A 20,892-nucleotide genomic window follows, 5' to 3' on the forward strand; every position below is an offset into this window, starting at 1 on the left:
GTGAGGACGGGTCCGTCACCCCTTGGAGGTACCCGTGAACAGCGCCGACGGATGGGGGGACGACGTCTACCAGCCCGATGCCTCCGACATCCAGGACGACGCGGGACTGCTCGACGCGGAGGACACCCTGCTGGACGACGGGGTCGCCGACCCGCTCGACCGGGGCTGGTCGCCTCCGGAGCGGCCGTGGGCCGTCGAGCACCTCGGTGTGACGGCCGCGGAGCGCCGGCAGGGCGAGACCCTCGACCAGCGGCTCGCGGAGGAGTTGCCGGACCTCGCGCCGCAGGACGGCGACGGCATCGGCGACTGCGACGGCACCGACGGGGAACTCCTGGACAACGAGGTCGGCTCCGCCCGCTCCGGCCGGCTCCTGGCGCCGGACGAGGGAGCCCACGAGGACGAGGAGAGCGCCCTGATCGCCACGGACGTCGGCATCGACGGCGCGGCCGCCTCCGCCGAGGAAGCCGCGGTGCACATCGTCGACGAGGACACTCTGTACGGCTGACCCGGCCACCGCCGGCGTGACGACGGCCGGGGGTGGCGGCAGGACCGCCCCGCCCCGGTCCCACGACCCGGTTCCGCTCCCGCGCCGGGAGCGGCCCCCTCCGTACGAGGAGTACGCATGCAGCAGGACAAGCACCCCGACTACCACCCGGTCGTCTTCCGGGATCGCGCCGCCGGATACGCCTTCCTGAGCCGGTCCACCGCGACCAGCGATCAGACCATCGACTGGGACGACGGCGAGACCTACCCGGTGGTGGATGTGGAGATCTCCTCGGAGAGCCACCCCTTCTACACGGGCAAGGCTCGCACAGTGGATTCGGAGGGCCGCATCGCACGGTTCGAGCGGCGCTACGGCGAAGGCTCGACGACGGCCTGAGCCGGCGACTGCCGCGGCGCGCCTCAGTGGAGTCAGATGAAGTTGAGCGCCGCCGCGCCGCCCACCCCGCCGAGCAGTATGAACACCGGCATCAGCACCTTCAGTTCGACCCAGCTGCCTGCCCGGAACCGCAGCGCCTTGGGCGGGCCGATCGGGTACCAGCGCTTGCGCCCGATCGGGATGGGCCACAGCACCGGGCAGCCCGAGACGGTCAGCGCGTCCCCGATGTCGTGCACCAGCGCGCCCAACAGGATGGGCAGGCCCAGCCACAGGTACTCCTGGCCGGGGTCGGTGAAGAGCCAGTCGGAGCCGTTGCCGGGCTTGTCCAGGATCCCGGCGACTATCCACGCGCTGGTGGCCGCCAGCAGCCACACCAGCACGTCGCTGCTGGATCCGCGCGTCGCCCGCCACAGCAGGCCTTCGATGGCCAGCACCAGGTGCACGAAGAGAATCGCCAGCACCGCCCAGCGGCCGCCGGTGATCGCCAGCGCCGAGGCGCCCGCGCCGATCAGGACCGCCCACAGCCAGGTGTGCGTCAGGGTGCGGTGCCCGCCGGAGCGGCGCGGGTCGCCCTGCTTCCTGGTGGCCTTGTAGACGGCGTAGGAGAGCTTGTCGACGATCTCGCACACCCAGCGCGATACCGGCCCGAAGGCACGGGAAATCGTCGCGGCCTTGTGGTCGAGGTCCGGGGCGAGCGCGGCCCCGGCGCAGATCAGCGCGCCCGACAGCAGGACCGGCCAGGGCATCGTGTGGCCGGAGGCGGCCGCCGCCGCTCCGACCCCGAGCCAGGCGGCGGCGCCCGACAGTGAGTGTGCTGGTCCCATCATGGCCGTTGCCCGCCCTGTTCCTCGTGTGCCGCTGTCCAGTTGACCGGGTGCGATGACGCTCCGTCGGCGACACAGAGTATCGGCCGTGATCTTCGGTCCGGCAGCCGATTCCCGCCTCGGGCACCTGGGCAGGCAAGATGGGGGCGTGACCCTCATCGATCAGCTGCCGCCGACCGCAGATCCCGACGCCCTGTACGAAGCCTTCGAGTCCTGGGCCGAGGAGCGGGGTCTCACGCTCTACCCCCACCAGGAGGAGGCGCTGATCGAGGTGGTCTCCGGGGCGAACGTGATCGTTTCGACGCCCACCGGCTCCGGAAAGAGCATGATCGCGGCGGCCGCGCACTTCGCCGCCCTGGCCCGGGACGAGGTCACCTTCTACACCGCCCCGATCAAGGCGCTGGTGTCGGAGAAGTTCTTCGAACTGTGCAAGATCTTCGGCACGGAGAACGTCGGCATGCTCACCGGCGACGCGTCCGTCAACGCCGACGCCCCGGTCATCTGCTGCACCGCGGAGGTGCTCGCCTCGATCGCGCTGCGCGACGGCAAGGACGCCGACGTCGGCCAGGTCGTCATGGACGAGTTCCACTTCTACGCGGAGGGCGACCGCGGCTGGGCCTGGCAGATCCCCATCCTGGAGCTGCCGCAGGCGCAGTTCGTCCTCATGTCGGCGACGCTCGGCGACGTCTCCTTCTTCGAGAAGGACCTCACCCGCCGCACCGGCAGGCCCACCGCGGTGGTCCGCTCGGCCACCCGGCCCGTGCCGCTGTCCTACGAGTACCGGTACACGCCGCTGACCGAGACGCTCACGGACCTGCTGGAGACCAAGCAGGCCCCCGTGTACATCGTGCACTTCACGCAGGCCCAGGCGGTGGAGCGGGCGCAGGCGTTGATGAGCATCAACATGTGCTCGCGGGAGGAGAAGGAACAGATCGCCGAGCTGATCGGCAACTTCCGTTTCACCACCAAGTTCGGCCGCAATCTCTCGCGGTACGTGCGGCACGGCATCGGTGTGCACCACGCCGGCATGCTACCCAAGTACCGGCGGCTGGTGGAGAAGCTCGCCCAGGCCGGCCTGCTGAAGGTGATCTGCGGAACGGACACGCTGGGCGTGGGCGTCAACGTGCCCATCCGCACCGTGCTGTTCACCGCGCTCACCAAGTACGACGGCAACCGTGTGCGCACGCTCCGGGCGCGCGAGTTCCACCAGATCGCGGGCCGCGCCGGCCGGGCCGGGTTCGACACGGCGGGCTTCGTGGTCGCGCAGGCGCCGGAGCACGTCATCGAGAACGAGAAGGCGCTCGCCAAGGCCGGCGACGACCCGAAGAAGCGCCGCAAGGTGGTGCGCAAGAAAGCTCCGGAGGGCTTCGTCGCCTGGACGGAGAACACCTTCGAGAAGCTGATCGACTCCGAGCCGGAGCCGCTGACGTCCCGGTTCCGGGTGACGCACACGATGCTGCTGTCGGTGATCGCCCGCCCCGGCAACGCCTTCCAGGCCATGCGGCATCTGCTGGAGGACAACCACGAGCCGCGCAAGCAGCAGTTGCGGCACATCCGGCGCGCCATCGCCATCTACCGATCGCTGCTCGACGGCGGCATCGTGGAGAAACTCGACGAGCCGGACGCCACGGGCCGCGTCGTACGTCTCACCGTGGACCTGCAGCAGGACTTCGCGCTCAACCAGCCGTTGTCCACCTTCGCACTCGCCTCGTTCGAGCTGCTCGACCCGGAGTCGCCGTCCTACGCCCTCGACATGGTCTCGGTCGTGGAGTCCACCCTGGACGACCCGCGCCAGATCCTGGCCGCGCAGCAGAACAAGGCGCGCGGAGAGGCCGTCGCCGCGATGAAGGCGGACGGCGTCGAGTACGAGGAGCGCATGGAGCGCCTCCAGGACATCACCTACCCGAAGCCGCTGGAGGAGCTGCTCTTCCACGCGTACGACACGTACCGCAAGAGCCACCCGTGGGTCGGCGACCATCCGCTGTCGCCGAAGTCGGTGATCCGCGACATGTACGAGCGGGCGATGTCGTTCACCGAGCTGGTGTCCTACTACGAGCTGGCCCGCACCGAAGGCATCGTGCTGCGCTACCTGGCCAGCGCCTACAAGACCCTCGACCACACCATTCCGGACGACCTGAAGTCCGAGGACCTCCAGGATCTGATCGAGTGGCTGGGCGAGATGGTGCGCCAGGTCGACTCCAGCCTGCTGGACGAATGGGAGCAGCTGGCCAACCCGGAGGAGATGACCGCCGAGGAGGCTCAGGAGAAGGCCGACGAGGTCAAGCCGGTCACCACGAACGCGCGCGCCTTCCGTGTACTCGTCCGCAACGCGATGTTCCGCCGCGTCGAGCTCGCCGCCCTGGACCGCGTGGACGAACTGGGCGAGATGGACGCCGAGTCCGGCTGGGACGCCGACGCGTGGGGCGAGGCGATGGACAAGTACTGGGACGAGTACGACGACCTCGGCACTGGCCCGGACGCCCGTGGCCCCAAGCTGCTGGTCATCCAGGAGGAGCCGCAGAACGCGCTGTGGCGGGTCCGTCAGATCTTCGACGACCCGAACGACGACCACGACTGGGGCATCAGCGCGGAGGTCGACCTCACGGCCTCGGACGCCGAGGGTCGCGCGGTGGTCCGCGTCACCGGCGTGGGCCAGCTGTGAGCACCGGACCGGCCGCCCGCCGGGATGTGGGGGCACGCGTCGGAACACGGTCAGGAACAAGGTCGCAAGCAGGCGCGGAACAAGGCGCCGGAGCAGGCACAGGAGAAGCACACCGATGACGAATCCCGCCGAGAGGCTCGTCGACCTGCTCGACCTGGAGCAGATCGAGGTCAACATCTTCCGCGGCCGCAGCCCGCACGAGTCCCTCCAGCGGGTCTTCGGCGGCCAGGTGGCCGGCCAGGCGCTGGTCGCGGCCGGCCGCACCACGGACGGGGACCGGCCCGTGCACTCGCTGCACGCGTACTTCCTGCGTCCGGGCCGGCCGGGCGTGCCGATCGTGTACCAGGTCGAGCGGGTGCGGGACGGGCGGTCGTTCACGACGCGCCGGGTCACCGCCGTGCAGCAGGGCCGCACGATCTTCAATCTCACCGCCTCCTTTCACAAGCCTGAGGAAGGTCCTTTCGAGCACCAGCTGCCGCCGGCCCGGGAAGTCCCGGACCCGGAGTCCCTGCCGACGGTCGCCGAGGAGGTCCGGGAGCATCTGGGTGCGCTGCCCGAGCAGTTGGAGCGGATGGCGCGCCGCCAGCCCTTCGACATCCGGTACGCCGACGGGCTGCGCTGGAAGCCCGAGGAGATCAAGGACGCCGAGCCGCGCAGCGCGGTGTGGATGCGCGCTGTCGGTCCGCTGGGAGACGACCCGCTCGTGCACACCTGCGCGTTGACGTACGCCAGCGACATGACGCTCCTCGACGCCGTGCGGCTCCCCGTCGAACCGCTGTGGGGGCCGCGGAACTTCGACATGGCGTCTCTGGACCACGCGATGTGGTTCCATCGGCCGTTCCGCGCGGACGAGTGGTTCCTGTACGACCAGGAGTCGCCGATCGCGACGGGCGGGCGCGGTCTGGCCCGCGGGCGGATCTACGACGTTCAGGGGCGCCTGCTGGTGTCCGTCGTGCAGGAGGGCCTCTTCCGCGCTCTGTAGGCCGACGGTCTCAGCGTGGTGGGTTTGTTCATGCGCCTCTGCGGCGAAGCCACCCGAGCAGACCGCCGCGCGCGTTCCACCGCTCGTCGGGCGTCGTCACTCGCTCCACCGATGTGGGTGCCGGAGTGACGACGGCCGGGTCGGCTTCCGATGGGGTCGCCTTCGCCGGGCGTGGCGCCGGATGGTGGGTTCGGGCCTCCTCCAGTGCCCGGGCCAGGTCGGACCTCAGCCAGCCGATCTCGTCGGGATCGTCCGCTGTCGTGATCTTCTCGACGAGATGCGCGGCCGGTGATCCCGGCACCCCGTGTGCCGGCGGCGCGGGCCGGAAGCGGTTCAGGTGGCTGCGTTCGTAGGGATCGCTGACGATCTTCGCGACCTGCGCCGGGTCGAGGAACGCGGCCAGTGCTCCCGCCTGCTGCCACGGGCCCTCGGCCTGCCGCAGGAGGAAGCCCAGATGGCGTCCTCGCCAGTTGCGGGGCCGCAGGTCCTGCCCGGCCGCCAACTGCCCCCGGATCCAGTCGGGCGTGCGCCCCGAAAGCAGGAACGCGTTGTCCCCGTCCTGCGCGAACTGGCGAAGTTCCTCGGCCAGATACAGCCAGACGACAGCTCGATAGCGGTTGAGGTAAAACTTCACCGGAACCACCAGCCCCACCTTTGCCAGGCGGGTGAAACGAGCGGGCGGCACCCCCACGATCTGAGCGCCCTCGGTGGTGCCGACGGCCTGGACACTGTCGGCCAACGTCTCGGGAAAGCCGGGCGACCGCAGCAGCCGGTCGATCTCGGCGCACGCCACCCGGCGGCCCCCGCCGCCCTCGTCGGGCACGGTCCTGATACGCCCGAGGTTCACGGCGAGATCGAACTCGCTGCGCTTCAGACCCAGTTCTCGTGCCGCACGGCTGAAGCTGCGGGCCGGAGCGTGCGCCGGCATGACGGTGTGACCGGACATGGTCGTCTCCCCCGTGGAGTACGGTGCCCCCGCGCCGTCCGCGGTGGCCTGGGAAAAACCGTATCCGGATTCACGCAGAGCGTGGCAAGCCTGTGGATAACTAAGAAAACTTCCCGAAAGTCGCGGAAAGTGCAGGTCAGAGGTCCGTGTACGGTGCCGACCCGGGTCGGCGGGCGTCGACGGTCAGGTGTTCTCCGACCCGATTGACGAGCAGAGCCATCTCGTAGGCGATCTGTCCCATGTCGGCCTCCGCGCCGCTGAGCACGCACAGGCAGCTTCCGGTGCCGGCCGCCGTGACGAACAGCAACGCGTCGTCGAACTCGATCATCGTCTGACGCACCTGGCCCGCCCCGAAGTGCCTCCCGGACCCCTTGGCCAGACTGTGCAAGCCGGACGAGACCGCCGCGAGGTGCTCGGCGTCCTCGCGACGCAGCCCCGTACTCGCGCCCGCCACCAGCCCGTCGTTGGAAAGGACCAGCGCGTGACGGACGTGACCGACCCGTTCGGTCAGGTCGTCCAGCAGCCACCCCAGCCCTTGCTTCTGCGCCATGTCAGCGTCTCCCCGTGTCACGTTCCCCGTGTCGTGTCCCCCTGCCGGAGCGCGGGCACGCCCTCGGCCCCGAGAGCCTGTCCGCCAGCCTTCCCCACCATCGGCCGACGGGCAAGGAGTATGGGGTCATGGCACACAAGATGACCGATGAGGAATGGCGGGCGTTCGTCTCACACGGCACCCGCACCGGAAAACTGTCGACGGTCCGTGCGGACGGCAGTCCGCACGTGGCGCCCATCTGGTTCCTGCTCGACGGGGACGAGGTGGTGTTCAACACCGGCAAGGGCTCGGTGAAGGGGCGCAATCTGGCGCGGGACGGCCGGGTCGCGCTGTGCGTGGACGACGACCGCCCGCCGTTCGGCTTCGTGGTGCTGCGGGGCAACGCCAGCATCTCCGAAGATGTCGACGAGGTGCGCCACTGGGCGACCCGTATCGCGGGGCGCTACATGGGTGAGGAGCGCGCCGAGGAGTTCGGCGCGCGCAACGGCGTCCCCGGCGAACTCCTCGTCCGGGTCACGATCGACAAGGTCCTGGCGCAGTCGGCCGTGGCCGACTGAGAGCAGCCGTGGCCGACTGAGACGGCCGGACACGCGGTCGTACGTGGCGTGGGTCGTCAGCTGACGGAGTCGAGCAGCCGGGCGGCGTGCATCCGCCCGGCGTACTCGACGAGTTGGATCAGCACCTCCTTCCCCGAGGCCCGGTCACGCGCGTCGCACATCACGACGGGGGTGCCCTCGTCGAGGTCGAGGGCGCGGGAGACCTCGGGGGCTGCGTAAGCGCGCGCTCCCGTGAAGCAGTTGACGGCCACCACGAACGGGATGTGCCGGTGCTCGAAGTAGTCGACGGCCGGGAAGCAGTCCGCCAGGCGTCGCGTGTCGGCGAGGACCACCGCGCCCAGCGCCCCCTGTGACAGTTCGTCCCACAGGAACCAGAAGCGGTCCTGGCCCGGGGTGCCGAACAGGTACAGGGAGAGCCCGGAGCGAATGGTGATCCGGCCGAAGTCCATGGCGACGGTCGTCGTGACCTTCTGGTCCACGCCGTCGGTGTCGTCAACCGACTGGCCCGCTTCGCTCAGGAGTTCCTCGGTGCGCAGCGGCTTGATCTCGCTGACCGCGCCCACCAGCGTGGTCTTGCCCACGCCGAAACCGCCGGCGACCAGGATCTTCAGCGCCAGCGCGGCCGTGTCGCCGCCCGTGGCCTCGGAGTGCTCGGGGACCATGGATCACTTCTCTCAGGACGGTGTCGGTCGGTGGGTTTCGGGATGGAGCGCCGCGTTCGTCTACAGGGCCCGCAGCCCCGCGATGACCTCGCGCAGGATCCGCTCGTCGGGAAGTTGCGCCGGCGGCACCGGGCGGCTGACCGTGACGCGGCCGCGTTCCAGCAGGTCGCCGAGGAGGACCCGTACGACGCCCACGGGCAGGTCGGCGCCGGCGGCGAGTTCCGCGACGGACTGCGTCTCCGCGCGGCACAGGTCGACGAGGGTCCGGTGCTCCGGGCCCAGCCCTGTGTCACCGGCGTCGGCTCCCCCGGGAGTCGGGGTGATCAGGGCGATCAGGTCGAAGTCGACTCCGGCGGGTCCGGATCTCGTCCGTCCGCCGGTCATCGCGTAGGGGCGGACGATCGGCCCGGCCTCGCTGTCGTACCATCGGCTGCCCTGTTCGTTCAGCGCGGCGGCTGGGTCCTCGGTCATCCGCACGGGTCGCTCTCTCGCCTCAGCCGGCGGTGTGCGGCCGCGAGGAGAGTCGCGGCGGCGTGTAGAGGTGCTCGCCGACGCGTTTGACCAGCCGGGCCATCTCATAGCCGACCAGGCCGATGTCGGCGGTCACGGCGGTGAGGACGGCGAGGCAGGAGCCGTCGCCCGCGGCGGCCACGAACAGGAAGCCGTCGTCCATCTCGACCATGGTCTGCCGGACGCCCCCGACCCCGAAGTGCCGGCCGGCGCCCTTGGCGAGGCTGTGGAATCCGGAGGCTACGGCGGAGAGGTGTTCGGCGTCCTCGCGGCTGAGGGCGCTGGAGGAGCCCACGGCGAGGCCGTCGTTGGACAGCACGACCGCGTGCCGCACCTCGCTGACGCGCATCACCAAGTCGTCCAGCAGCCAGTCGAGTTCACCGGAGCGGCCGGCCGGTCTCGTGCTCGGGTCCTGGATCATGCGGAATCTCCTTCGCTGCTTTCGCTGCCCGGTTCGGGGTCCGGGGTGGCATCGCTGCCGGGTCGCCTGCCGCCGCCGCGCGCCCAGCCGTCCTGGTAGGCGGCCATCCGGTCGCGCACGAGTTCGGGGGTGCGCCGCTCGCCGCTGTGTCGGCCCGGTGCCGCCCCGGCGGGGCCCTCGGTCGGTGACCTGCGCAGTTGCGGGGCCAGACTCGCCTGCCGTACCCGGCGCGGGAGGTCGTCCGATCCGGCGGGTTGTCCTCCGGACGGTCCGGCGGCGGGTGGTTCGGCCTGGCGCCCCGGGGTCGGGCGCGCGGGTGCCCCGGCATGAGGTCCGTCCGACGGCCTCGCGGGGGGCCCGGCGTGAGGTCCCCTGAACGGTCCGGCGGGCGGTTCGGACCGACGTCCCCCGGAGGGTCTCGCGGGCGGTTCGGACTGACGTCCCCCAAAGGCTCTGGCGGAAGGCCCGATCGGGCGCTCTCCGGAGTGTCCTGCGGCCGGTCCGCCCCGTCCGTCCGGGGCGCCCGAGTCGTCCGGTGGGCGGTGCAGGCGCAAGGCGGTGACTCCGGAAGGTGGGGTGTCGGCTTCCGCCGGCCCGGCGGCGGCCCGGACGGCGGGACCCTCCGCGGGGGCGGCCGGCGGGGGAACCGTCTGGGCGGAGGCCGTCTGGGCGGAGGCCGTCTGGGCGGAGGCCGTCTGGGCGGAGGCCGTCTGGGCGGAAGCTGTCAGAGCCGGTCGGTCGGCGGTCGCGGGCACGGCCTCCCGGTGCCGGTCGGCACCGGGCACACGTGCGTAGGCGCGTTCTTCCGGTTGTCCCGCGTCGGCCCCCTCGTGGGCGGGGCGTTCCGGGTTGCCGCCGTGCAGAAGGGCGGTCGGCAGCAGGACGACCGCCGTGGTGCCGCCGTAGGGCGAGGTCCGCAGGTGCACCCTGACGTCATGGCGGGCGGCGAGCCTGCTGACCACGAACAGTCCGAGCCGGTCGCTGTCGAACAGGTCGAGGGCCTGGGACTGGGCGATGCGCCGGTTGGCCTGCGCGAGGGTCTCCTTGCCCATGCCCAGTCCCCGGTCCTCCACCTCCAGGACGTAGCCGTTGCCGACGGGCTCGCCGGTGACGCGTACGCGTGTGTGCGGGGGCGAGAACTGGGCGGCGTTCTCGACGAGTTCGGCCAGGAGGTGGGTGAGGTCGGCGACGGCGGCGCCGTCGACGGACGCCTCCGGGAGCCGGCCCACCTCCACGCGCGCGTAGTCCTCGACCTCGGAGACGGCGGCACGGACGACGTTGGTCAGTGACACGGGCATCCGCCAGGCCCGGCCGGGGGCCGCCCCGGAGAGGATGATCAGGCTCTCGGCGTGACGCCGCATGCGCGTGGTGAGGTGGTCGAGCCGGAAGAGGTCGCTGAGCTCGTCCGGGTCGTCCGAGCGGCGCTCCATGCTGTCCAGGAGGCTGAGCTGACGGTGGACGAGGATCTGGCTGCGGCGGGCGAGGTTGACGAACACCCCGGAGATGCCGCTGGCCAGCTCGGCACGTTCCACGGCGGCCTCGAGGGCGGCGCGGTGGACGGTGGCCAGCGCCTCGGCGACCTGGCCGGTCTCGTCCTCTGCGGGCGCCCCGGGCGGCACCTCCGCACGCACGTCGATCTCCTCGCCGGCGCGGAGTCTGCGCATGGCCTCGGGGAGTTTGCGCCGGGCGATCTCCAGGGCGCTGTTGCGCAGGCCGACCAGTTCGACGACGAGGGCGCGGCCGATGCGCACCGAGATGACGAGCGAGGCGGCGACGGCGGCGAGACCGAGCAGCACGGCCGCGCCGGCCGGGGTGAGCAGGCCGCGGGTGAACGGGTCGGCACGCTCGGCGACCCGGCGCGCGGCGTCCGCCTCGACGGCCCGCATGCCGTCCTGTACACGCGCGTGTGCCTGGCGCCAGGCCGTCTCGGGTGCGGCGGCGACGGCCGGGGCGCCGGGCTCCGCCGCGAGCACCCTGTCCTCGGCGGCGTTCACGACGGTGTACGCGCCGCTGGTGGACAGGTTTCGCCAGGCAGCGCGCTCAGGGCCGCCGAGGTCGGCCGTGGCCGACTGGGTGAGGGCGCGGCGCGTATCGACGGCGCCGGTGAACAGGCGCAGGCGGGCGCCGTCGAGGCCGCCGGCCAGACGTGCGCTGCCGAGGACGACGTCCTCCTGGGCCAGCGCCTCTCCGGCTCGGCCGAATTCGAGGAGCACGCGCGCGTCGGAGCCGAGTTCGGCGTCCTGAATGCCGGAGAGGGAGCCGCCGACGGAGAAGGCCGCCGAGATCGTCCGGGTGTAGGTCCCGTAGACCTCGTCCCAGTCCGCGTCGCCGTCGATCACGGCGGTCCGCAGGGCGGGCAGCGCCTCAGCCCCGGAGACGAACGCCGCCAGACGTCGGGCGACATCGGCGGGCAGCTCCTGACCGTCGGCCACGGTGCTGTCGTCGCCGAGCCTGAGCCTGGCCACCGCGCGGTCCGTCCGCTCCCCGAGCTCCTTCAGCTCGGCCTCCTGCTCGGCGGCCGGGCGGGTCGCACGACGCACGGCGGCGGCCCGCTCGGTCTGCAGCGCCGCGACCGCGTCCGTGACGGGCGTACGGAGCTGTGCGTCCACGCGCTGCACCTGGCGCAGTCGGGCGATGTCCTGGGCGGTGCTGACGGTGGCGTACCCCCACAGTGCCAGCAGGGAGACGACCGGCACCATCAGCAGGCAGACGATCTTGGCGCGGACGGTGCGCGGGCGGAGCCGTCGGCGTCCCGCGCGCGTGAGGGCCGCGGTCGCCGGTGTTCCCGCCTGCCCGTCCGGGCCTTCGTCGGCGGGCGGTCCGGCATGGGCGCGGCGGCCGCGCACGGGGGGTGGCAGCTCGGCATCGCCCGTGGAGGTGCTCCGGGGTGTGCGCATGGCCTCCTCGCTCGGAGTCGTCGGGACGTGCGGTCCTGTGCGGATCCGGCCCCGTGCGGTACGTGCGGTCGTGTGCGCGGACCACGGGCCCCATACGGGAACTGGCGGTCCGTTGTCGGAGGTGCGGTGGGTTGGAGGACGCGCGGTCCGGCGGTGGGCCGCGCGGGTCGTACGGGAGTCACGGACGTGCCGGTGATGAGGGCAGCCGACGGCACGGCCCTCCGCGGTCACACGGCCCGGGTCTGCCGACCGCCGCCGGTGACGCGGTCGGGAAGCTGCTGGGCCGAGGCGGACGCCTCGCGTTCCCCCGTGGTGGGCGACAGGGCGACGAAGGCCGAGGTGAGGAAGAGGTAGGACCCGAGACCGACGGCGAGGGGGAAGATGAACTGCATCGCCGTGGCCCCGGGCAGCGCCTCGCCGGACGGCGTGACCCGCACGTGCACGGCGAACATCGCCGTGTAGTGCATGCTGCTCACCGCCGCGCCCATGACGAGGGAGGCCAGGGTGACGGCGACCGGGGACCTGATGTTCAGTGCCGCCCAGAGTGCCGCGGTCGCCGCCACCACGGCGATCAGGACGGAGAGCCCGACGCGCGTCGGGTCGTACGTCACGTCGCCGTGCAGCCGTACGGCGGCCATGCCCAGGTAGTGCATGCTCGCCACGCCCAGGCCTGTGGTGAGTCCGCCGATCAGCAACGCGCGCGTGCGGCCGCGGCCGTAGCCGACGGCGAAGACGCCGGCGCAGACGACGATCATGGCGACGAGGAGGCTGAGCACGGTCAGCGGGACGTCGTAGCGGATGTCGGTGCCGCTGACGGCGAAGCCGAGCATGGCCACGAAGTGCATGGTCCAGATGCCGGTGCCGATCGAAGAGGCGGCCGTCACCAGCCAGTTGCGGCGCGAGCGGCCTGCGGTGCCCAGCGCGCGGACCGTGCAGCGCAGCCCGAGGGCGGCGCCGACGCAGGCCATCGCGTACGACAGCACGGGGGTCAGCCAGCCGAAGGCGGCGTGGTCCAGGTGTCCCATGAACCCGGGACGCTAGTGGGGGCACAGGAGCGCAATGGGGGCGCATTTCGAAAGGTGCCGCAATCTGACATGGATGTGCACCGGCTCGATCGCCCCACGCTCGAACATGCGCGCCGTCATCTCCTCCTCGGGGGTGAGGAATCATGCGGTGCATGAGCGACGACCACACACGCGTGCAGGAGTTCTTCACCACCCGTGCCGCGGACTGGGACCGCAGGTTCCCGGACGACGGCCCCGCCTACGCGGCCGCCGTCACCGAACTCGGTCTGCGCGAGGGCGACCGCGTACTGGACGCGGGCTGCGGTACGGGACGGGCCCTGCCGCCCCTTCGCGCGGCCGTGGGGGCCTCGGGAGCGGTCGTCGGAGTCGATCTGACGCCGGCCATGCTGGAGGCCGCCGTACGCGCCGGACGCCACCGCGACGGGCGACTGCTGCTGGCCGACGTCGCCGCGCTCCCTCTGCGCTCGGGGTCGCTCGACGCCGTGTTCGGGGCGGGCCTCATATCGCATCTGCCTCAACCGGCGGCGAATCTGCGGGAGTTGGCCCGGGTGGTGCGCCCCGGCGGCATGTTGGCTCTGTTCCACCCGATCGGCAGGGCAGCGCTCGCGGCTCGGCACGGCCGGAAGATCACCGCGGACGACCTGCGCGCGGAGGCGAACCTGCGTCCCCTGCTGGCCGGTTCCGGGTGGCGCATGACGTCATATGTCGACGAGGACACCCGTTACCTGGCCTTGGCCGTGCGGGAGGCCTGAGGCCGCCGCGCACTTGCACACCCTCGCGCGCGGGACGACCCCGGGCCTCACGCTTTTCCGGCGACCGCCTCGACGAAAGCGTCGGGGTTGTCGAACATGACGTTGTGCCCGGCGTCCGGGACCGTCACCACGCGCACGCCCGCGCGCTCCAGGGCGTCCGCCCCTTCGAGCGCCCCGCTGAGTTCGCCCTGCAGGTAGACGCGGTTTACGGCGGTCAGCCCCGTCAGCATCTCCCGCATGACCGGCTCGGATCCGCGCCTGAGCCCCACGGCGCTGCGGTGCAGGGCGCGCGGGTCCGCGAGCCGCATGGTCGCCGCCCACAGGGGGCCGACGCTCTCCAGCACGCGCGCGTGGCCCCCGTCGACGAACTCGTCCTCGGAGTGGCTCGCGATGCCGCTGCTGCCCGCGGTCGGCGGCGGGAAGGCGTCGAGGTTGGCCTCCGTCAGGACGAGCCGGGAGACCAGGTCGGGACGGCGGTGGGCGAGCACAATGGCCACCGAGCCGCCCATGCTGTGGGCGACGAGTTCGGCCTCGGCGACGCCCGCCGAGTCCAGCGCGGCGGCCAGCGCGTCGGCGTGCTCCTCGAGCGTGTAGCCGAAGTCCGCGGGCCGGTCGCTGATGCCGTGTCCGGGCAGATCCACGAACAGGCTTCGCCGGCCCGCGAGTTCGGGCCGGGACGCCACGTGCGCGTGGTAGACGGCCGAGGTCGCGCCCAGCCCGTGGACGTACACGCGCGCGGGCTCGGCGCCCGGCGTCTCCGTCCACCGGATGTGGCTTCCGCCGCCGAACTCTGCCTGCCGCATGACTGCCTCCTCGGAACATCTGCTCGGCCGACTCCGCGATGACCATACATCGGTTACGAGGTACCACGTCAACGTAATACCCGAGCTCCGAGATACCGCGGACGTGCGGCAGAATGCGGGCATGCTGGAGCTCTCCATCCTCGGTTTCCTGTACGACGCCCCCCTGCACGGCTATGAGCTGCGCAAGCGCATCACGGCCCTGACCGGGCACGTACGTCCCGTCGCCGAGAGCACGCTGTACCCGGCGATCAAACGCCTGGAGAACGCAGGCCTCCTGGTGCGCACGACGGAACCGGGCGCCGCGGCAGCGCCCCGGCACGTGCTGAGCCTCACCGAGGAGGGCCGGCGCGAGCTGCGCCGGCGGCTCGCCGAGCCCGGCGACCGGGACGTCACCGACGAGAACCGCTGGTTCACCCTGCTCGCGTTCCTGCGGCACCTTGACGACGCCGAGGCCCAGGCGGCCGTGCTCCGCCGTCGGCTCGCCTTCCTGGAGGAGCCGGCGAGCTTCTTCTACGACGGCGACCGGCCGCTGCGCGCGGAGGAGCTGGACGACCCCTTCCGACAAGGGATGCTGACGATCGCGCGCGCGACCTCTCGTGCCGAACTCACCTGGCTGCGCGGCACACTGCGCTCACTGGGCGGCTGACCCGTCCTCACCGAGGCCGACATGGCGCACCGGGCACCCTCGCACGCCGGGCACCGGCCGGGTGCCCAGGTCCGCGAGCCGGTAGCCCTGCGGGTACCCCTTGATCTCCCGGTTCTGGCGCGCGAAGTGCGGCGCTCGGCGCGGCGGCAGCAGGCGGACGGCGCGCCCACGCGCGCGGACCGCCCGACGCACCAGCGCGCGCGTGAACGGGCCGGGCGGGGTGTAGCGGAAGGCCTTCAGCAAAGGCCCGTCGAGCAGGGCGAGGGTCGTGGCGCGCAGCACGGGGGCGAGCGGCCGCGGGTACCAGGAGGCCATCAGCGCGAGCGTCGCGTCCGAGACCCGCCTGGCCCCCTCGTCCCACCCGAAACGGGCCTCCTCGTAGGCGTCGAGACAGGCCTCGAACTCCTCGTAGGTCTCGGGGATGTCCTTGATCCCCATGCGCTGCCCGAGGGTGCGGTAGTGGACGGTGGAGGCGACGATCTCGTGGCGCGACAGCCGGCGCCATCCGTAGGCGTCGATCCAGCGCTTGGGCATCACGACGAACGTGCAGAGCACGTAGCGCATGTCGTCGTCGGCGATGTCGTAGCCGCGGTGCATCTGGTTGATGCGGCGGACGGCCGTGCGGCCCTCGTCGCTGCCGAAGCCGTGCTCGACGATGGCGTCGAGGAGCAGCGAGGTGTCGTCGTAGCGTTTCTGCGTGCGGTCCGTGAGCTCCGCGGTACGCGCGAGCAGGCTTCCGATGCTGGGGACCGCGTAGGTGCGGTACAGGGCCAGTTCCAAGGCGCGCGCGAAGTCCCAGGGGAACTCGTACGCCACGGAGAGCCGGTAGATCTCGGAGGCGTTCTCGTAGGGGTCCATACGCCGGATCTGTGCGAGTCGCTCGTAGCGCTTCACCACGCTGCCCCCTCCGCCCCGACAACCCCGGCTTCCCCGACTTTACGTCGCCGAGCGGGAGATGAACGCCTCCGGATGGGGGAATCACGCAGGGGAAGGGCGGTGGAGCATGTCAGAGGGCATACGCAAGACCTGGGGAAGAGTCCTCGCCGGAACGCGTGCGCAGGCACGTCGGGACGGAGGGCGAACCGACGGCGGGCGCGACGAGGGTGAGCGGCGCCCCGGCCGGAAGCGCGCGCACAACCTCTTCGAAGCGGCCGCCGTGTACGTCTCGGGCTGCGCGGAAAACGATCAGGACCGGGTCGATGAGGCGGCCGGCTGGGTGTCTCCGGAGGCGCTGTCCTTCGGGGTGAACGAACTGGCGTGCCGGGCGGTCATCGCGCTCGCGCGGGAGCGCGGCGAGTCCCCTCGGACGGTGGCCAGGGAGCTGCTGGGGCTGCCGCCCGCCTGACATTCGCCGACAAGCGAGGCGATTCGCCCCGTCGGAGGAAAACTGCAGCTCCGGGTATGTCCCGGGGTCGTGACAAGCGCCTTCCCGCCGCACTAGGGTGCGCGCGATTGGACGAACCCTGGGGAGGCTGGGATGGCCGGGACGGACGAGGACGCCGTCACCGCCGCGGACGAGGCGCTCTACGTGCTGACGGCGGTACTGCTGACGCCGGCGAAGTTCCCGAGCGTGCTGGGCGACGACTACCCGGAGGCCTGTGCGGCGCTCGGCCTGGCGCCGCTCGCCGACGGGTACGGCCTGGTGCTGGGCCAGGACGGCGAGGGCGCGCGGTGGACGGTCGTCATCGACGACGTGTCGCTGGTGGCGGTCGCCATCGCGTCGTGGGACTGCGGCATGGAGTACGACCTGTCCCCCGACGACCGGACGGTGGTCGCGGCGCTGCCCGGATGGCCGCTGGCGGTCGCCGTGGCCGCCCCCGGGGTGCCCGCGCCGCACGACCCTGACCCCGAGGTCGCGGACCGGCCCCCTCTCTCGCCGCCGGACACGACGGTCTGGGGCCCGGCCCAGCGGAGGCTGGGAGCCGACGAGATCGCGCTCCAGTGGGCCCAGTGGCGCGAGCAGATCGACGACTCCAAGTTCCCGCCCGCGCGGGACGGATCCGAGTCCGCCGAGGCCGCGGAGGGGACCAAGGACGCCGAGGCCGCGGTAGGGGCTGAGAAGCCTGCGCCGCGGGGGCACAGTGGCGTCCGGCGCGTCCTCGCGGAGGCCCGCACCTATGTGGACACCCCGCCCCCGCTGGGCCGTGTGAGGTCCTCGTTCGCCCCGGGTGACGCGCGCACCCTGCGCGCCGACGGCCCCGGCTGGTCGCTGGTGGCCCGCACCGACGACATCGCGTTCGTCCTGCTCGACGACGAGCCCGGCGAGGTGCTGCCGGTCGGCCGGGGCCCCGAACTGCCGGGCCTGCTCGAAGCGCTCGACAAGATGGCTGTGCGCCCGATCTGAGCCCCTGAGGGGAGCGGACGACGGGGCCGCGCCGCGGCCCCGTCCGTCAGCGCCCGAGTTCCTTGCGGGTGACACGGCGCAGTCTGCGCCGCTGCGAGGGGTCCAGCGTGAGGTACGCCGCTGCGGGAACCCCGAGCACGATCAGAAGAGACGCCCACCAGGGCAGCCAGATCAGCAGAAGCAGCCCGACCGCCACACCTCCCGCGGCGATCTTCGCGTTCTTCGACATGTGCGTCGCCTCCTTCGCGGCCGTTGCCGCTCTCCGTCTGCGAAAACCGCTTCTTGTCTGTGAAACGGCTCCCCGCGACGCGCGGTTCCGGGCTCGTCCCTGAGCCTTCCCTGATCCGCGTCCCCTAGGTACTCACCAGGGAGAGGTCATCCAGGGGAAATCCGGTGCTCGTTCCCCCGCGGAGTGCTGTACCCTCGGCGATCGACCTCCAGTAGTCAAATTTGAGGAGTGAGTTCATCACAGTGCGCCGGGTCCCCGCGGAAGCACCGCCCGAGAGCTTCGAACTGCTTTGCCGTCCTGCCGTCTTCCTGCCCGGCGCCCCCTCACGCACAGGCGAGTTCGCCTTCTGGGAGCCGGCCGGGAGCGCCGCCCCGCCCGACGGCACACCATGGCCGCCCGCCGGCGCGTCGGGGCCGCCCACTCTCACGTCGGCATCGTGCCGCGCGCTGTCCGTCGTCAGCCTCGCGGACGACGGCGGCGTGGAGCACGTACGCGTGCCCGCGGTCCATGTCCCCCTGGGCGAGGCACTGTCCTTCCTCACGCGCGCGTGGGCCGCGTCGGGCGCGCACCGGGCCGTCGCCTTCTGGGGTGCGGCGACGCTGACCGCCCTGGAGTTCGTCGCCCGCGGCCTGCTGTTGCCGGGCCTGTCCGAGGACGATCACGACGCCTGGCGTGCGGGGCCCCTGGGCCCCGACGACGTCGACCGGGTGCGCCGTCTGGCCGCGGCGATGCCGCCCGAGGCGCATGCCGTGCCCCTTGACGACGGCCCGTCCTTGCGGCTGCCCGACCCGGAGCGCTTGCTGCGCGCCTTCCTCGACGCGGTCGCGGACACCCTCCCCCGCTCCCCCGCCGCCGCCCTGCTGACGGGCGGACCGGCCTACTCCGGACAACAGCCCGTACACGCACCGCAGTTGCGCGCGTGGGCCGCCGACGTCGCCGCCGGACACGACGCCGGGGTGCGCGTCTCGTTGCGCATCGAGGTGTCCGGGCTGTCCGCCTCGGCACCGAACGAGGCGGCGCCGGTGTTCCGGGCCGTGCCGCAGGTGCACGGCGTCGGCGATCCCGCCCTCGTCGCGGACGCCGCCGAGGTGTGGCGGGAAAGCGGTCCCGCGCACCGGGCGTTCGGTCCGCACGGGCGCATGGACACGTTGCTCGCGCTGCGCCGTGCCGCACGCGCGTGGCCCGCACTCACGCCCTTGCTGTCGGCGGCCGTCCCGGACGCCGTGGAGCTCCATGACGAGGAGGTCGCGGAACTCCTCGGGGAGGGCACGCGCGCGCTGGCGGGCGCGGGTGTCGAAGTGCACTGGCCGAAGGAACTGGCCCGCACATTGACGGCTCACGCCGTGGTGGGACCTCCGGAGGACGGCGAGAGCCCGGACAGGTCCGGCTCCGCATTGCCGTCGTTCCTGTCCGCCGACGCCCTGCTCTCCTTCTCCTGGCGGTTCGCGCTGGACGACAGGGGCATCACGCGCGAGGAGCTGGACCGTCTCGCGGAAGCCCATCGCCCGCTGGTGCGGTTGCACGACCGGTGGGTCCTGATCGACCCCGAGGAGCTGAGTCGGGCCCGGGCACGACAGGACCTCGCGATCACCCCGATCGACGCGCTGGCAGCCTCTCTGACGGGCTCCGCCGAGGTGGACGGCCGCCAGGTCGAGGTTGTTCCCACCGGCTGGCCGGCGACCCTGCGGGAGCGGCTGGCCCGCACCGACGGGCAGGAGCCGGTGGCACCGCCAGCCGCGCTCGACGCGACGCTGCGCGACTACCAGCGGCAGGGACTCGACTGGCTGGCCCGGACGACGTCGTTGGGGCTCGGCTGCTGTCTGGCGGACGACATGGGCCTCGGCAAGACCGTCACGCTGATCGCCCTGCACCTGCACCGCCAGACGGACTCCTCGGCCGCCGGGCCGACCCTGGTGGTGTGCCCGACGTCGCTGATGGGCAACTGGCAGCGGGAGATCGAGCGGTTCGCGCCCGGCACCCCGGTGCGCCGCTTCCACGGGCCGCGACGCGACCTGGAGGCCCTGGCCGACGCCGAGTTCGTGCTGACGACCTACGGCACCCTGCGGCAGGACGCGCCTCGCCTCGCCTCCGTGCCATGGGGCCTGGTCGTCGCGGACGAGGCACAGCACGTGAAGAACCCGTACTCGGAGACCGCACGGGCGCTTCGCACGATCGGGGCACGCGCACGCGTGGCGCTCACCGGCACTCCGGTGGAGAACAACCTGTCGGAACTGTGGGCGATCCTGGACTGGACGACGCCTGGCCTGCTGGGGCGGCTGGGTGCTTTCCGCGCGCGCTACGCGCGTGCCGTCGAGGCCGGCGGGGACCCGGCCGCAGCCGAACGTCTGGCGCGACTCGTGGGCCCGTTCCTGTTGCGCCGCCGCAAGTCCGATCCGGGCATCGCCCCCGAACTCCCCCCGAAGACCGAGACCGACCGGCCGGTGTCCCTGACACCGGAGCAGACGGGTCTGTACGAGGCCGTGGTGCGGGAGACGCTGGCGGCGATCGCCGAGGCCGACGACATGGCACGGCGCGGTCTGGTCGTGAAACTCCTGACCTCGCTCAAGCAGATCTGCAACCACCCGGCGCAGTACCTCAAGGAGGAACGGCCGACGACCTCCGGGCGTTCGGGAAAGCTGGAGCTCCTGGACGAGCTGCTGGACACGCTCCTCGCCGGGGAGGCGAGCGTCCTCCTCTTCACGCAGTACGTCGGCATGGCACGCATTCTCGAACGGCACCTGGCGGCACGCGGCGTGCCCACGCAGTTCCTGCACGGCGGGACGCCCGTGGCCGAACGCGAGGCGATGGTCGCCCGCTTCCAGGCGGGTAAGGCGCCGGTGTTCCTGCTGTCCCTGAAGGCGGCGGGCACCGGCCTCAACCTCACGCGCGCCGAGCACGTCGTGCACTACGACCGCTGGTGGAACCCCGCTGTCGAGGCGCAGGCCACCGACCGGGCGTACCGCATCGGCCAGACCCGGCCCGTGCAGGTGCACCGGCTGATCGCGGAGGGGACGGTCGAGGACCGCATCGCCGCCATGCTGCGCCGCAAGCAGGATCTCGCGGACGCCGTGCTCGGCGCGTCCGGCGAGGCGGCGCTCACGGAGCTGACGGACGCCGAGCTGGCCGAACTGGTGGAACTGCGAGGGGGAACGCCGTGAACCGGTACGAGGACTACGAGAACTACGGGGACTACGGGGACGCC

The 20,892-nt window shown here is 72.1% G+C and carries 21 protein-coding genes; 10 read left to right on the top strand and 11 right to left on the bottom strand.

Annotated elements, in window-relative coordinates; genetic code table 11:
* Nucleotides 1-34 precede the first annotated feature (34 nt).
* On the top strand, nucleotides 35-505 hold the full coding sequence (locus ACFYXA_RS10975) for a DUF5709 domain-containing protein (protein ID WP_351340591.1): 471 nt from the start codon (nucleotides 35-37) through the stop codon (nucleotides 503-505).
* A gap of 117 nt (nucleotides 506-622) precedes the next feature.
* Complete coding sequence (locus tag ACFYXA_RS10980; protein WP_352246969.1) at nucleotides 623-880, top strand: type B 50S ribosomal protein L31; 258 nt, start codon at nucleotides 623-625, stop codon at nucleotides 878-880.
* Nucleotides 881-912: 32 nt separating this feature from the next.
* Here ACFYXA_RS10980 and ACFYXA_RS10985 read toward each other — a convergent pair whose 3' ends face one another.
* On the bottom strand, nucleotides 913-1,707 hold the full coding sequence (locus ACFYXA_RS10985; RefSeq protein WP_130440212.1) for a metal-dependent hydrolase: 795 nt from the start codon (nucleotides 1,705-1,707) through the stop codon (nucleotides 913-915).
* Between the two features lie 145 nt (nucleotides 1,708-1,852).
* On the opposite strand from ACFYXA_RS10985, the gene ACFYXA_RS10990 reads away from it, so the two are divergent.
* The gene (locus tag ACFYXA_RS10990; RefSeq protein WP_389030846.1) at nucleotides 1,853-4,366 is read left to right on the top strand and encodes a DEAD/DEAH box helicase; all 2,514 of its coding nucleotides are present in this window, start codon (nucleotides 1,853-1,855) and stop codon (nucleotides 4,364-4,366) included.
* 115 nt (nucleotides 4,367-4,481) lie between these two features.
* Nucleotides 4,482-5,348, top strand: a complete 867-nt coding sequence (locus ACFYXA_RS10995; RefSeq protein WP_389030849.1) for an acyl-CoA thioesterase — start codon at nucleotides 4,482-4,484, stop codon at nucleotides 5,346-5,348.
* A 28-nt stretch (nucleotides 5,349-5,376) separates the two neighbouring features.
* On the opposite strand, the gene ACFYXA_RS11000 is transcribed toward ACFYXA_RS10995, so the two are convergent.
* A complete protein-coding gene (locus tag ACFYXA_RS11000; protein ID WP_389030853.1) occupies nucleotides 5,377-6,294 on the bottom strand; it encodes a DUF6397 family protein in 918 nt (305 codons plus the stop codon).
* A 136-nt stretch (nucleotides 6,295-6,430) separates the two neighbouring features.
* Nucleotides 6,431-6,844: a roadblock/LC7 domain-containing protein gene (locus tag ACFYXA_RS11005; protein WP_351088782.1), complete on the bottom strand. Its 414-nt coding sequence runs from the start codon at nucleotides 6,842-6,844 to the stop codon at nucleotides 6,431-6,433.
* A 128-nt stretch (nucleotides 6,845-6,972) separates the two neighbouring features.
* Between ACFYXA_RS11005 and ACFYXA_RS11010 the strand changes: the two genes are divergently transcribed.
* Complete coding sequence (locus ACFYXA_RS11010) at nucleotides 6,973-7,401, top strand: PPOX class F420-dependent oxidoreductase (RefSeq protein WP_352246965.1); 429 nt, start codon at nucleotides 6,973-6,975, stop codon at nucleotides 7,399-7,401.
* A 56-nt stretch (nucleotides 7,402-7,457) separates the two neighbouring features.
* Here ACFYXA_RS11010 and ACFYXA_RS11015 read toward each other — a convergent pair whose 3' ends face one another.
* From ACFYXA_RS11015 to ACFYXA_RS11035, 5 genes are all read right to left on the bottom strand, one after another.
* The gene (locus ACFYXA_RS11015) at nucleotides 7,458-8,063 is read right to left on the bottom strand and encodes an ATP/GTP-binding protein (protein WP_130440202.1); all 606 of its coding nucleotides are present in this window, start codon (nucleotides 8,061-8,063) and stop codon (nucleotides 7,458-7,460) included.
* A 60-nt stretch (nucleotides 8,064-8,123) separates the two neighbouring features.
* Nucleotides 8,124-8,534, bottom strand: a complete 411-nt coding sequence (locus tag ACFYXA_RS11020) for a DUF742 domain-containing protein (protein WP_352246964.1) — start codon at nucleotides 8,532-8,534, stop codon at nucleotides 8,124-8,126.
* Nucleotides 8,535-8,556: 22 nt separating this feature from the next.
* A complete protein-coding gene (locus tag ACFYXA_RS11025; RefSeq protein ID WP_352246963.1) occupies nucleotides 8,557-8,994 on the bottom strand; it encodes a roadblock/LC7 domain-containing protein in 438 nt (145 codons plus the stop codon).
* Nucleotides 8,991-11,891, bottom strand: a complete 2,901-nt coding sequence (locus tag ACFYXA_RS11030; RefSeq protein WP_389030860.1) for a nitrate- and nitrite sensing domain-containing protein — start codon at nucleotides 11,889-11,891, stop codon at nucleotides 8,991-8,993. The genes ACFYXA_RS11025 and ACFYXA_RS11030 overlap by 4 nt, the downstream gene beginning before the upstream one ends.
* A 227-nt stretch (nucleotides 11,892-12,118) precedes the next feature.
* A complete protein-coding gene (locus ACFYXA_RS11035) occupies nucleotides 12,119-12,916 on the bottom strand; it encodes an MHYT domain-containing protein (RefSeq protein WP_389030863.1) in 798 nt (265 codons plus the stop codon).
* A 152-nt stretch (nucleotides 12,917-13,068) separates the two neighbouring features.
* On the opposite strand from ACFYXA_RS11035, the gene ACFYXA_RS11040 reads away from it, so the two are divergent.
* Nucleotides 13,069-13,668 carry a class I SAM-dependent methyltransferase gene (locus ACFYXA_RS11040; RefSeq protein WP_389030866.1) on the top strand — a complete coding sequence of 200 codons (600 nt, stop codon included), beginning with the start codon at nucleotides 13,069-13,071 and terminating at the stop codon, nucleotides 13,666-13,668.
* 47 nt (nucleotides 13,669-13,715) lie between these two features.
* Here the strand turns inward: ACFYXA_RS11040 and ACFYXA_RS11045 are convergent, their stop codons facing one another.
* Nucleotides 13,716-14,471, bottom strand: coding sequence for an alpha/beta fold hydrolase (locus ACFYXA_RS11045; RefSeq protein WP_389030870.1), 756 nt, complete (start codon nucleotides 14,469-14,471; stop codon nucleotides 13,716-13,718).
* A 121-nt stretch (nucleotides 14,472-14,592) separates the two neighbouring features.
* Between ACFYXA_RS11045 and ACFYXA_RS11050 the strand changes: the two genes are divergently transcribed.
* A complete protein-coding gene (locus tag ACFYXA_RS11050; RefSeq protein WP_389030873.1) occupies nucleotides 14,593-15,117 on the top strand; it encodes a PadR family transcriptional regulator in 525 nt (174 codons plus the stop codon).
* On the opposite strand, the gene ACFYXA_RS11055 is transcribed toward ACFYXA_RS11050, so the two are convergent.
* Nucleotides 15,103-16,011 carry an oxygenase MpaB family protein gene (locus tag ACFYXA_RS11055; RefSeq protein WP_389031687.1) on the bottom strand — a complete coding sequence of 303 codons (909 nt, stop codon included), beginning with the start codon at nucleotides 16,009-16,011 and terminating at the stop codon, nucleotides 15,103-15,105. The two genes, ACFYXA_RS11050 and ACFYXA_RS11055, sit on opposite strands and share 15 nt — an antisense overlap.
* 109 nt (nucleotides 16,012-16,120) lie before the next feature.
* Here ACFYXA_RS11055 and ACFYXA_RS11060 point away from each other — a divergent pair, with 109 nt between their 5' ends.
* Nucleotides 16,121-16,462, top strand: a complete 342-nt coding sequence (locus ACFYXA_RS11060; protein WP_389030876.1) for a hypothetical protein — start codon at nucleotides 16,121-16,123, stop codon at nucleotides 16,460-16,462.
* A 132-nt stretch (nucleotides 16,463-16,594) separates the two neighbouring features.
* Nucleotides 16,595-17,461 (top strand): hypothetical protein, encoded by an 867-nt coding sequence (locus tag ACFYXA_RS11065; RefSeq protein WP_389030879.1) that lies wholly within the window; start codon nucleotides 16,595-16,597, stop codon nucleotides 17,459-17,461.
* A gap of 46 nt (nucleotides 17,462-17,507) precedes the next feature.
* Here ACFYXA_RS11065 and ACFYXA_RS11070 read toward each other — a convergent pair whose 3' ends face one another.
* Nucleotides 17,508-17,690, bottom strand: a complete 183-nt coding sequence (locus ACFYXA_RS11070) for a hypothetical protein (RefSeq protein ID WP_130440180.1) — start codon at nucleotides 17,688-17,690, stop codon at nucleotides 17,508-17,510.
* 242 nt (nucleotides 17,691-17,932) lie between these two features.
* On the opposite strand from ACFYXA_RS11070, the gene ACFYXA_RS11075 reads away from it, so the two are divergent.
* Nucleotides 17,933-20,848 (top strand): DEAD/DEAH box helicase, encoded by a 2,916-nt coding sequence (locus ACFYXA_RS11075; RefSeq protein WP_389030882.1) that lies wholly within the window; start codon nucleotides 17,933-17,935, stop codon nucleotides 20,846-20,848.
* Nucleotides 20,849-20,892 lie beyond the last annotated feature (44 nt).

Origin of the sequence: Streptomyces sp. NPDC002566 (assembly GCF_042889585.1) — a bacterium.
GTDB lineage: Bacteria > Actinomycetota > Actinomycetes > Streptomycetales > Streptomycetaceae > Streptomyces.